11 protein-coding genes are annotated in these 11,889 nt (G+C 34.8%); 10 read left to right on the top strand and 1 reads right to left on the bottom strand.

Annotated elements, in window-relative coordinates:
- Positions 1-38: 38 nt before the first annotated feature.
- From GOQ24_RS10620 to GOQ24_RS10575, 10 genes are all read left to right on the top strand, one after another.
- A complete protein-coding gene (locus GOQ24_RS10620; RefSeq protein ID WP_155092111.1) occupies positions 39-500 on the top strand; it encodes a GAF domain-containing protein in 462 nt (153 codons plus the stop codon).
- Positions 501-645: 145 nt separating this feature from the next.
- Positions 646-915 carry a 30S ribosomal protein S15 gene (rpsO, locus tag GOQ24_RS10615; RefSeq protein WP_155092112.1) on the top strand — a complete coding sequence of 90 codons (270 nt, stop codon included), beginning with the start codon at positions 646-648 and terminating at the stop codon, positions 913-915.
- A gap of 173 nt (positions 916-1,088) precedes the next feature.
- Positions 1,089-3,251: a polyribonucleotide nucleotidyltransferase gene (locus GOQ24_RS10610; RefSeq protein ID WP_155092113.1), complete on the top strand. Its 2,163-nt coding sequence runs from the start codon at positions 1,089-1,091 to the stop codon at positions 3,249-3,251.
- A gap of 488 nt (positions 3,252-3,739) precedes the next feature.
- Positions 3,740-5,125 (top strand): NAD(P)-binding domain-containing protein, encoded by a 1,386-nt coding sequence (locus GOQ24_RS10605; protein WP_155092114.1) that lies wholly within the window; start codon positions 3,740-3,742, stop codon positions 5,123-5,125.
- Positions 5,126-5,293: 168 nt separating this feature from the next.
- The gene (locus tag GOQ24_RS10600; RefSeq protein WP_155092115.1) at positions 5,294-6,157 is read left to right on the top strand and encodes an RNA polymerase sigma factor RpoD/SigA; all 864 of its coding nucleotides are present in this window, start codon (positions 5,294-5,296) and stop codon (positions 6,155-6,157) included.
- A gap of 94 nt (positions 6,158-6,251) precedes the next feature.
- Positions 6,252-6,620 carry a hypothetical protein gene (locus GOQ24_RS10595; RefSeq protein WP_155092116.1) on the top strand — a complete coding sequence of 123 codons (369 nt, stop codon included), beginning with the start codon at positions 6,252-6,254 and terminating at the stop codon, positions 6,618-6,620.
- Positions 6,621-6,674: 54 nt separating this feature from the next.
- Complete coding sequence (locus GOQ24_RS10590) at positions 6,675-7,541, top strand: AraC family transcriptional regulator (protein WP_155092117.1); 867 nt, start codon at positions 6,675-6,677, stop codon at positions 7,539-7,541.
- Between the two features lie 94 nt (positions 7,542-7,635).
- On the top strand, positions 7,636-7,995 hold the full coding sequence (locus GOQ24_RS10585; protein WP_155092118.1) for a hypothetical protein: 360 nt from the start codon (positions 7,636-7,638) through the stop codon (positions 7,993-7,995).
- 83 nt (positions 7,996-8,078) lie between these two features.
- Positions 8,079-8,882 (top strand): MbnP family protein, encoded by an 804-nt coding sequence (locus tag GOQ24_RS10580; protein WP_155092119.1) that lies wholly within the window; start codon positions 8,079-8,081, stop codon positions 8,880-8,882.
- Positions 8,883-8,943: 61 nt separating this feature from the next.
- A complete protein-coding gene (locus tag GOQ24_RS10575; RefSeq protein WP_155092120.1) occupies positions 8,944-9,987 on the top strand; it encodes a cytochrome-c peroxidase in 1,044 nt (347 codons plus the stop codon).
- 44 nt (positions 9,988-10,031) lie between these two features.
- On the opposite strand, the gene lysS is transcribed toward GOQ24_RS10575, so the two are convergent.
- Positions 10,032-11,732: a lysine--tRNA ligase gene (gene lysS / locus GOQ24_RS10570; protein ID WP_155092121.1), complete on the bottom strand. Its 1,701-nt coding sequence runs from the start codon at positions 11,730-11,732 to the stop codon at positions 10,032-10,034.
- Positions 11,733-11,889 lie beyond the last annotated feature (157 nt).

The raw sequence follows: 11,889 nt of genomic DNA, 5'->3' as shown, positions 1-11,889 counted from the left end.
ATTTCGTAATTTAGTGTCTTTGTATTAAAATTGCGTATATGACTAGTGATTATGTCGCCTTATTAAATAGGTCAAAAGTAATATTAGAAAGGAAAGATATTACGAGAAATCAAATACTTCAAGAAATATGTGAATTGTTATATGATTCTATTTCTTATTACGATTGGGTAGGTTATTATTTTGCTGATCATTCAACTGATTTATTACACTTAGGACCGTTTATTGGAGAGCCAACAGAGCATACTGTAATTCCATTTGGAAAGGGGATTTGTGGTCAAGTTGCCCTAAGTAATGAAACTTTTGTCGTTGATGATGTTACAGCTCAATCTAATTATATTGCATGTAGTTTGACGGTAAAGTCTGAAATCGTTGTTCCTATATTTGTGCAGGGTATTAATATAGGTCAGATAGATATTGATTCTCATACCTTGAACGCATTTACGAATGAAGATAAAAGCTTTTTAGAAGCTTTAAACAAAGAAGTAGCCAAATTGTATTAGAGCTCTTTTTTATAATGTTGTTGTTTTGTTCTTTGAAATAAAAAATATGATTTTTAATGGTGTTTTCTCGAAAATAAAATTACCTTTGCACCAAATTATAGATAGACTATAATTGCCGCATAAAAATCATTTAAAAAATATTGGCATGTATTTAACAAAAGAGAAAAAAGCTGAGATCTTCGCTAAACACGGAGGAAAAGCTGTAAACACTGGATCTGCTGAAGGACAAATTGCTTTGTTCACTTACAGAATCTCTCACTTAACTGAGCACTTAAAAAGAAATCGTAAAGATTACAACACTGAGCGTTCATTAGTTCTTTTAGTAGGTAAAAGAAGAAGACTTCTTGACTATTTAAAGAATACTGAGATCAACAGATACCGTGAGATCATTAAGGAATTGAATATTAGAAAATAATCAATTGAGAAGAGGTGCCCTTGTGCGCCTCTTTTTCTTTTTTAGCCTTTTAGCAGAAAAAGTCTGGTTTTTCATTGGGTTTCATACAACTACACAACACAACAACACAACACACACAGAATTATTAATGTCTCTCTTCGGAGAGACAGAAACCCTAAAGTATTTATTATTATATGATTCCTAAGGTAACCAAAGAAATTATCGATTTAGGTGATGGTAGAAGCATCTCAATCGAAACAGGGAAATTAGCAAAACAAGCAGATGGATCTGTTGTAGTAAGAATGGGAGACTGTATGCTTTTGGCAACAGCAGTTTCTGCTCGTACTGCAAATCCAGGTGTTGATTTCTTACCATTAACTGTAGATTACAGAGAAAAATTTTCTGCTGCTGGACGTTTTCCAGGAGGCTTTTTTAAACGTGAGGCTCGTCCAAGTGATCAAGAGATTTTGACAATGCGTCTTGTAGACCGTTGTTTACGTCCTTTATTCCCGGATGATTATCACGCAGAGACACAGGTGATGATTTCACTTATGTCTTTCGATGAGAATGTTATGCCTGATGCATTAGCTGGTTTGGCTGCTTCTGCAGCATTAGCTGTATCGGATATTCCATTTTACAATTACATTTCTGAAGTAAGAGTTGCTCGTGTAGACGGACAATTAATCATTAATCCTTCTAAAGAGCAATTAGAAGCATCAGACATCGATATGATGATTGGAGCATCTAAAGATTCTGTTTGTATGGTGGAAGGGGAGATGAAAGAAATCTCTGAGGCAGAAATGATTGAAGCAATTAAGTTTGCACACGAAGCAATTAAAGCTCAGATTGAGGCTCAAGAAAAGATGCGTGCTGCATTAGGACTTACTTACCGTGAGTACGAACCAGAAGCATCAGATGCTGAAGTAGAGAAAATTGTTTATGATGCATCTTATGCTAAACTTTATGATATCGCTTCTCATGCAAGTGCTAAAGCAGAGCGTGGAGAGAAATTTGCTGAAGTATACGAAGAAGTTAAAGCTTTGTTTTCTGAGGAAGACTTAGAAGAAAAAGGTGAACTTATTAGCACTTACTTCAAGAAAACGCAAAAAGAAGCTGTTCGTAATTTAATTTTAGATCAAGGAATTCGTTTAGATGGTCGTAAGACTACTGAGATTCGTCCTATCTGGTGTGAAGTTGATTATTTACCATCTACGCATGGTTCATCTATTTTTACACGTGGGGAAACTCAAGCTTTAGCAACAGTAACACTGGGAACTTCTCGCGAAGCTAATGTTATTGATTTGCCAAGTGAACAAGGTGAAGAGAAATTCTATTTACATTATAATTTCCCTCCATTCTCAACAGGTGAAGCTAAGCCATTAAGAGGAACTTCTCGTAGAGAAGTTGGACACGGAAACCTTGCACAACGTGCGCTTAAGAATATGATTCCTGCTGATTGTCCGTATACTATTCGTTTAGTATCTGACGTATTAGAGTCTAATGGATCTTCTTCTATGGCTACAGTTTGTGCTGGTACATTAGCATTAATGGATGCTGGTATTCAGATTGAAAAACCTGTATCAGGTATTGCAATGGGACTTATTTCTGATGCGAAAACTGGTCGTTGGGCTGTGTTGTCTGATATCTTAGGAGATGAAGATCACTTAGGAGATATGGACTTCAAAGTTACAGGTACTAAAGACGGTATTACAGCATGTCAGATGGATATTAAGATTGAAGGGTTAGCTTACGAGATTATGGAGCAAGCTTTAAAACAAGCTCACGACGGTCGTATGCACATTCTTGGATTATTAGTTGACACTATTGCTACTCCAAATGCTACTGTTAAACCTAAAGCTCCGAAGATTATTACAGTTAGTATTCCGAAAGACTTTATTGGTGCTATCATTGGACCTGGAGGTAAAAACATTCAAGCTTTACAAGCTGAAACGGGAACTACAATTGTTATCAACGAAGAAGGTGACTTTGGTATTATTGAAGTGTTGGGAACTGATCAAGCTGGAATGGACAAAGCATTAGCTTCGATTAGCAATACTACTTTCTCTCCTGTTGAAGGTGAAACTTATCACGTAAAAGTAGTTAAGATGCTTGACTTCGGTGCAGTTGTTGAATTTGTACCTGGTAAAGAGACTTTACTACACGTATCTGAGTTGGATTGGAAACGCATAGAGAATGTGGGAGATGTACTTCAGCTTGGAGATGAGTTAGATGTTAAGTATATGGGTATTGACCCTAAAACTAAAAAAGCTAAAGTATCTCGTAAAGCTTTAATGCCTCGTCCTCCTAAAGTGGAGAAGAAAGATGATGCTCCTAAAAAGAATAATCAAGAGAAATAATTGAGTTATTTGATATTATAAAGGCACCTTATTAAGGTGTCTTTTTTTATGTTTAAAAGTGTGTTTTTTACTTTTATGATATTTTGTGAACTTCTGTGTACTCTGGATGGGTATTTGTAATATAAGGGTTACCCTCTTGTAGTAAAGCCATGTTTTTTATGATAATTAGTGGTAATAATTTACTTGTAAAACTCTTTCTAAAGTTAGTGTATTTTAGTATAAGCCTAATTTGTAGTATCTTAGCTTGGTTACTAAAATAAGGTGATAAATTTTAGACAGAAGTTCTGCTAAAATCGCCTTTCTCAAATTGAATATTTTATTCAATCCTAATTTGTAGATTCTGTAATCTACCCTTATAAAAAAGCATCGCGATATCAGATGCGTCTATTAGAACATTTAATGGTTCTATCTCGGCTGAGTATTCAGTAACAATCATTTTATTAATTTCTTCATCATTTATTTGATGGGGGTAAAAAACTTATGTTTATATGTCAAATTTTAAAGTAGGTATTATTGGTGCTGGTCCGAGTGGATTAGCAATGTTAAGAGCTTTTGAGTCTGAACAACGTAAAGGGAATCCTATTCCTGAAATTAAATGCTATGAAAAACAAGATAATTGGGGAGGAATGTGGAATTATACTTGGCGCACAGGTGTAGGTAAATACGGAGAGCCTTTGCACGGTAGTATGTATAAGTATCTATGGTCAAACGGTCCAAAGGAATGTTTAGAGTTTGCCGATTATACTTTTATGGATCACTTTAAACAACCTATATCTTCCTATCCTCCAAGAGAAGTCTTATTTGATTATATCCAAGGGCGTATTAAACAAAGTAACGCAAGAGAGTTTATCAAGTTTAATACTGTAGCAAGATGGGTTGATTACATAGAGAGTAAGAAACAGTTTCGAGTGGTATTTGACGATTTAGTTAAGAACGAAACTTTTGAAGAATACTTTGATTACCTCGTTGTTGGAACAGGTCATTTCTCAACTCCAAATATGCCTTATTTTAAAGGTATTGATAGTTTTCCTGGAACAGTGATGCATGCACACGACTTTAGAGGAGCGGATCAGTTTAAAGATCAAAAATTGTTGTTGATAGGAAGTAGTTATTCTGCTGAGGATATCGGTGTTCAATGTTTTAAACATGGCAGTAAATCAGTTACTATCTCTTATCGTACCAATCCTATTGCCGCTAAATGGCCTAAGGGTATAGATGAAAAACCATTGGTAACCCATTTTGAAGATAATGTAGCGTACTTTAAAGACGGATCTTCTGAGGAGTTTGATGCTGTTATTTTGTGTACTGGTTATCAACATAAGTTTCCATTTTTACCAGACAACTTGCGTTTAAAGACAAAGAATAATCTCTACCCAGATAACCTTTATAAAGGTGTTGTATTCAATGATAATGAAAGACTGTTGTTTTTGGGGATGCAAGACCAGTACTATACATTCAATATGTTTGATACCCAGGCTTGGTTTGCGAGAGATTATATGCTCGGACGAATTGCATTGCCTACAAAAGAGGAACGAAGTATGGATATTGATAAATGGGTAAAGGCAGAAAGAGCTACAGTTACAGGTGAAGAACATGTAGATTTTCAAACGGATTATATTAAAGAATTAATTTCTCTGACTGATTATCCTACATTTGATTTAGATAAAGTAGCTGAAATGTTTAAGAGTTGGCTACGTGATAAAGAAACGAATATATTAAATTACAGAGATAAGGTATATACTTCTGTTATGACGGGTGTCACTGCAGAGGAGCACCATACACCGTGGATGAAAGAGTTAGATGATAGTCTTGAGCGCTATTTGGATGAAGTTGAAGCCGACGAGTGTGAATTAAGTAGAGAAAACTATTATTAATTGGCATAATAAGTGTTTAAAGCACCTAAAGGGTTTGTTGTACCTTTTAGGTGCTTTTTTGTAAAGTATTGTTAAAAGTGAGTCGAAGAAGTATGTTGTTGTAACTTTTTGATGATTACTTACGTATAATGAATGTTACATTAAATAGAAATAAAGGATAGAAATAATATGAGACAACTTAAAATTACCAAGCAGGTAACCAACAGAGAGACGGCATCGTTGGATAAATACTTGCAAGAAATTGGTAAAGTAGACCTAATTACGGCTGATGAAGAGGTGGAATTGGCTCAGCGAATTAAAGCTGGTGATCAACGCGCACTTGAGAAATTGACTAAAGCAAATTTACGTTTCGTTGTATCTGTTGCTAAGCAATATCAGAATCAAGGTTTAACACTTCCCGATTTAATTAATGAAGGAAACCTTGGATTGATAAAAGCTGCTCAACGTTTTGATGAGACTCGTGGGTTTAAGTTTATTTCTTATGCTGTATGGTGGATTCGTCAATCAATTCTTTCTGCTTTAGCAGAACAATCGAGAATTGTAAGACTACCATTGAACAAGATTGGGTCAATCAATAAAATCAACAAGATGTACGCTTTACTTGAGCAATCAAATGAAAGACCACCATCTGCTGAGGAAATTGCTATTGAGCTTGATATGACTGTCAATGACGTGAAAGAGAGTATGAAGAACTCTGGACGTCATCTTTCAATGGATGCTCCATTAGTTGAAGGTGAAGATTCAAACTTATATGATGTATTGCGTTCTGGTGAATCACCAAACCCTGATAGAGAGTTAATTCACGAATCTCTAAGAACTGAAATTGAGAGAGCGCTTGAAACTTTAACTCCAAGAGAAGCTGATGTAGTACGTCTGTATTTTGGTTTAGGAGATCAACACCCTATGACTCTTGAGGAGATTGGAGAAACTTTTGATTTGACAAGAGAGCGTGTCAGACAAATTAAAGAAAAAGCAATTCGCAGATTAAAACATACTTCAAGAAGTAAGATTTTAAAAACGTATTTGGGATAAGACTTATACTTATATATTCAAAAAGCGCTACACTTTAAGTGTAGCGCTTTTTTTATTTTTGTTATCCAGCGATTGTTGTGTATATTTGTGTGGTATGAAGAATTTTTTATTAATCATAATAACAGTTGTCTTATTTCGACCTGTAGTTCCTCTTTTGGACTATGCAATCGACTATGAGTATATCTCGACAGTATTGTGTATTAATAAAGAAAAACCTGAATTAGAATGTAATGGTAAGTGTTATTTGATGCAGGAAATGGCCAAGGTTGCCGAGGATCAAAATAACGATATGGCAAAAAAACTCAGTAACTTATCTTTTTCATTTATCTATTATCTTTCTGATGTGGTAGAGATTGAGTTTCACAATTTTGCATCTACATTGAAAGATAAAATAGAAAGTTATACTGTTTTTAGTTTAAAGACTTTTGTTGACTTTTTTTTCAGACCCCCTCTCATTAATTAGTGAATTTAGGCTCATTTAGAGCTGATAAAATTATTAATTAATACTTCAAATCTTATGTTAAATCAAAGCATAAGATCTTGTTCCATCTCTTATTTTACACATGGTAATTCGTCACTATTTATGGGTGATACGGATAGTATTGTGTATGATTTTCCTTTATTGAGCCAGTGTTTTGTTGGGCAGTTCTATATGATTATCATTGTGACCAAGGGAAAGTACGCAGTTACTGTAAATGAGTATAATTTGACGGATCAAGATCAAACTGTTATTATTATCAAACCTGGTGATTACGCTCAGCTACATTTCGAAGATTGTTCAGGCTATGTTATTGCCTTTGAAGAGTCTTTTTTTAGTCAGCGTTATCACGAGAATAATCTGCGATTATTTAATTTTTTTCAACCTGAGGTGCTTCCTTATGCTAAATTGCCATATGACCAATTGAGTAAACTGCTTTTGATGGTTCAGTTAATGGTAGGTGAGTATCAATCAGTCAATCAAAATAGGGAAGTTGTTTTGCGTTCTTATTTAAATATTTTATTGTTTGACTTTCAAAATTTGACAGAGCACCCTGTTCCTATGAGTGAGTCTTTAGTTAAGCCACTGAATGATAAAGTAGGTGAGTTTGTAGCCCTTGTCGATCAATTTTATAAGGAGGCGAAAACTCCTTCTTTTTACGCTGATAAATTATGTGTTACACCGAACTATCTGAATAAGCTGTGTAAACAAGAAAGAGGATTAACAGCGGGGCAGATTGTTCGTCAACGTATCATAGTGGAAGCAAAGCGACTTTTGCGCTTTACGTCTTTTACAATAAAGGAGATTGGCAATGAATTACAGTTCGATAGTACTTCTTACTTTGTGACATTTTTTAAGAAGCAGGAAGGTAAGACTCCTGAAGAATACCGTCGACTTGTTGTTTAGTTTTTCGGTTGTTCTATTTTGTAAATAGTGAAAAGTAGATAAAACTCAATCTATGTTCTTGTTTAGCCTTTAATCATTGTTTTAAATTTGTCTTGTGAAAAAGATATATATCATAATAGTATTTATTGTTTTATTTCGCCCTGTTGCACCGTTGGTGGAATATTGGGTTAATTACGAGTATGTATCTAAAGTTCTATGTGAGAATGTATCTAAACCAGAATTAGAGTGTAATGGTAAATGTCACTTGTCAAATGAATTATCAAAGTCTTTTGACAAATCAGGCAAGTTGGTATTTGATAAATACAATACCTTATATGATTACTTGGTTAGTGGCACTTTCAGGTATTTGTCATTCGAATTAGCCTTAGTATGGAGGAGTGAGGCTTTGGATAGTTATGTCAATAATTACAACTATTTACAAGTATCCTCTCTTTTAGATCCACCCATTTTCTAATCTTTTATAATCGTGTGTTTTGGTTGTCCGATTTAATCGGAAGGCCCTTGTATTGCCCATAATTAATTAATATAAAATTAGAAATGAAAAAAGTATATATATTATTATTTGCTGTTATAGCTTTTGTTTTCACGTCATGTTCGAGTGATGACAACGCAGTTGTTGAAGTTCCTGAAGAAGTGCTTGAAGGAACAAATTCAGTTTCCTTTGTGTTTAATCATCAGATGTTTGGTGAGGATATAGTTTATGATCAGTATTACAAAGAGAACTCTATTGGAGAGTCATTGAATATCACTTTCCTGAAGTATATAGTTAGCAACTTTGTTTTAATAGATGAAAAAGGAGCAGAGTTCACTTACAAGAAGGATGACAGTTATTTCTTTGTAGATTCGAAAACGAAGGATTTCAAAATTACGCTTAACAATGTACCAGCGGGAAGGTATAGTAAAGTTAAGTTTGGTGTAGGTGTGGATCAAGAGAAGTACTTGAGAGGAATGGAAGACCAACAAGAGTTTTGGGATTTGTGTAAAGAACATGATTTAATCTGGGGATGGATTACAGGATATAAATTTATCAATTGCCAAGGTTTATTTAAAACTGGAGGTCAAGACGAGGAAGGATTTCAATTACACATTGGTAGCCATGGTTCCAAGTTAGATAATTATAAAGAAGTTCTATTAAAAAGTCCTCAACATTTTGTTGTAAGTGCAAAGCATAAATCCACTGTTCATGTAGATCTTGAAGTATCTAAGTTATTAGACAGTACACACAAAATCGCGTTGAAGGAATCGCCATATATTATGATTGATGCTGTACGTGCGCCAAAGATTATGCAGAATGCTCAGACGATGTTTAACATACGAAGTATTGTGATTGATAAAGAATAGAATTATAGTTTCAAAAAGGAAAGGCAGCACCTTTCCTTTTTGTCTAAACATTGTTTGTACCATGTTTAAAGAGTGTGTATTTATCAGTTTATGTTTATTGCTATTAAGTTGTTCTAAAGATCAATCTGAGCGTTATTCTGATGATATTGACGATGCCTATGAACTCATTATTCCCAGTAACTTTCCTTCTCTTAGTTACCAGTATGTCAATAACGGGTTAAAGAAATCTCGAATAGAACTGGGTAAAGTCTTGTTTCACGATGTGAGGTTATCAGCAGATAATACTATTTCATGTGCCAGTTGTCATATAAAAGAGTTTGCTTTCTCTGATTATGGAAAAGCCTTTAGTATTGGTATAGATAGTCTGGTAGGCAAGCGCAATGCTCCAGCTATTCAGAATATGGCTTTTATGACAGAGTATTTCTATGATGGGGCGTCAAATAACTTGGAAATGGTGCCTATTGTTCCTATTCACAATGAAGTTGAAATGCGTGAGAATCTTCCTTCAATTGTGGAGAAATTGAGAAGTGAGCCGATGTATAGGAGTTTGTTTGAAAAAGCTTTTAATGATAGAGAAATCACTTCTACCAGTATGTTGAAAGCATTGGCACAATATATGGCAGTGATGATTTCAAGTAATTCGAGATATGACCGATATGTTCGAGGAGAAAAGGGAGGTACATTGAGTCAGATTGAGAAAACAGGACTGCAGTTGTTTCAGCAGAAGTGTGCAGCTTGTCACAGTACAGATTTGTTTACTGATCAAAGTTTTAGAAACAACGGTTTACAGGTTAATGAGAAATTAAATGATTTGGGAAGATATGAGGTTACTGGTTTTGATGAAGACAAATTTGCCTTTAAGGTAAGTAGTTTGCGAAATGTTGAGTTGACAGCGCCATATATGCACGATGGGCGTTTTAATACATTAGAGGAGGTTTTAGCGTTTTATACTAATGGAATAGTGGATAGCGAAACTTTGGATCCTCTTTTAAAGAGAAAAGATGGTCGTATAGGTATTGAATTATCCAGTGATGAACAGCATGCCATTATTCGATTTTTAAAGACTTTGACAGATCATCAGTTTATCGCTAATCCTCAATTGTAAATAATAAAAAAAAGGAACTCATTGAGTTCCTTTTTCTATTTATATTAATTTGTATAAACAACGTATTTAATGTCGTTTTCTGTTTCTACTTTTGTCAAGGCATGTGAAGAAAGACTTTTCATTGCTTTATCCCATTTCTTTCCACTTAGTGCAGCTTGCTCTTTTAAAGCACCCAACTCCACTTTATTATCGTTATTCTCTAAAATTTGAATAATGATTTTTTCTTCATCAGTTAGCTCTACTGCAGGAGCTGTTTTTTCTGGTCTCATTTGTGGGAAGAATAATACCTCTTGAATAGAAGGATTATTGGTTAAGAACATAATTAAACGGTCCATACCAATTCCCATTCCAGAAGTTGGAGGCATACCAAATTCAAGAGCACGTAAGAAGTCCTGATCAATGAACATAGCCTCGTCATCTCCGCGATCAGCTAAAGCCATTTGTGCTTCAAAACGCTCTCTTTGATCGATTGGGTCATTTAACTCTGAATAAGCATTTGCAATTTCTTTACCACAAACCATTAATTCAAAGCGCTCTGTAAGTTCTGGATTATCTCTATGTGCTTTTGTCAATGGAGACATTTCTTTTGGATAGTCTGTAATGAATGTCGGTTGAATATAATTACCTTCACATTTCTCACCGAAAATCTCATCGATAAGTTTTCCTTTACCCATTGTTTCATCTACAGGGATTCCCATGCCTAAAGCAGCTTGGCGAATTTCATCCTCTGTCTTTCCTGTGATGTCAAAACCTGTAAATTCTTTAATAGAATCTGCCATAGTGATGCGTTTGTAAGGAGCTTTGAAGTTAATTTCGTGTTCTCCAAACTTAGCTACTGGTGTCCCATTAACTGCTGTTGCACAATGTTCTAATAAACGCTCTGTAAAGTCCATCATCCAATTGTAGTCTTTGTAAGCTACATAGATTTCCATAACTGTAAATTCAGGGTTATGTGTTCTATCCATTCCTTCATTACGGAAGTTTTTAGCGAACTCATATACCCCGTCAAATCCACCAACGATTAATCGCTTTAAGTATAGTTCATTGGCAATTCTCAAGTATAGTGGAATGTCTAAAGCATTGTGATGAGTCATAAATGGACGAGCAGCCGCACCTCCAGGGATAGACTGAAGAACAGGAGTTTCAACTTCCATATAACCAGCTTCATTAAAGAAATTACGCATCGCGTTAAACAGTTTTGTACGCTTGATGAACGTCTCTTTAATTTGAGGGTTTACTACTAAATCTACATAACGCATTCTATAGCGCAACTCAGGATCTGTAAAGGCATCAAATGTGTGGCCTTCTGCATCGGTTTTTGGTAGAGGTAATGGTCGTAGTGATTTGCTTAGTAAATGCAAACCTTTTACGCGTACTGTTTTTTCGCCTACTTGCGTAGTGAATAACTCTCCTTCTATACCAACGATATCACCTAAATCAATTAATTTTTTATAGATTTCGTTATATAGTGTTTTATCTTCTCCAGGACATAATTCGTCTCTGTTGATGTATAACTGTATTTTACCTTCGCTATCTTGTATAGTAGCGAATGAAGCTTTTCCTTGAATTCTTGAAGACATTAATCTTCCTGCCACAATTACCTTCTTACCTTCTTGAAAATCGTTCTTCACCTGTTTCGATGTATGATCAACAGGGAATAGGTTTGCAGGATAAGGATTCACGCCAAGCTCATGTAGTTTGCTCAGCTTTTCTCTTCTGATGATTTCTTGTTCTGAAAGTTGCATAATAATTGTGAATTAATTTAAAAGGCAAATATAGCTATTCTTTGAAAATGCGGCAATTACTATTCTCTCAAATGAAGCAATATTGTCATTATTGTTTGGTATTTTTCGAATTCATATCTTAGTAAGAGATAAAAGATTATTTTCTTTGTTTAAAAAT

Source organism: Myroides sp. LoEW2-1 (genome assembly GCF_009767705.1).
GTDB classification, from domain to species: Bacteria; Bacteroidota; Bacteroidia; order Flavobacteriales; family Flavobacteriaceae; genus Flavobacterium; species Flavobacterium album_A.
Note: the sequence above shows the minus strand (reverse complement) of the source record. Positions and strands in the feature narration are given on the sequence as shown.

Excerpts from the sequence above, each read along its gene's own strand:
- GOQ24_RS10620 (WP_155092111.1), top strand. The coding sequence starts at position 39 with ATGACTAGTGATTATGTCGCCTTATTAAATAGGTCAAAAGTAATATTA.
- GOQ24_RS10600 (WP_155092115.1), top strand. The coding sequence starts at position 5,294 with ATGAGACAACTTAAAATTACCAAGCAGGTAACCAACAGAGAGACGGCA.
- GOQ24_RS10605 (WP_155092114.1), top strand. The coding sequence starts at position 3,740 with ATGTCAAATTTTAAAGTAGGTATTATTGGTGCTGGTCCGAGTGGATTA.
- GOQ24_RS10595 (WP_155092116.1), top strand. The coding sequence starts at position 6,252 with ATGAAGAATTTTTTATTAATCATAATAACAGTTGTCTTATTTCGACCT.
- lysS (WP_155092121.1), bottom strand. The coding sequence starts at position 11,732 with ATGCAACTTTCAGAACAAGAAATCATCAGAAGAGAAAAGCTGAGCAAA.
- GOQ24_RS10580 (WP_155092119.1), top strand. The coding sequence starts at position 8,079 with ATGAAAAAAGTATATATATTATTATTTGCTGTTATAGCTTTTGTTTTC.
- GOQ24_RS10575 (WP_155092120.1), top strand. The coding sequence starts at position 8,944 with ATGTTTAAAGAGTGTGTATTTATCAGTTTATGTTTATTGCTATTAAGT.
- GOQ24_RS10610 (WP_155092113.1), top strand. The coding sequence starts at position 1,089 with ATGATTCCTAAGGTAACCAAAGAAATTATCGATTTAGGTGATGGTAGA.
- rpsO (WP_155092112.1), top strand. The coding sequence starts at position 646 with ATGTATTTAACAAAAGAGAAAAAAGCTGAGATCTTCGCTAAACACGGA.
- GOQ24_RS10590 (WP_155092117.1), top strand. The coding sequence starts at position 6,675 with ATGTTAAATCAAAGCATAAGATCTTGTTCCATCTCTTATTTTACACAT.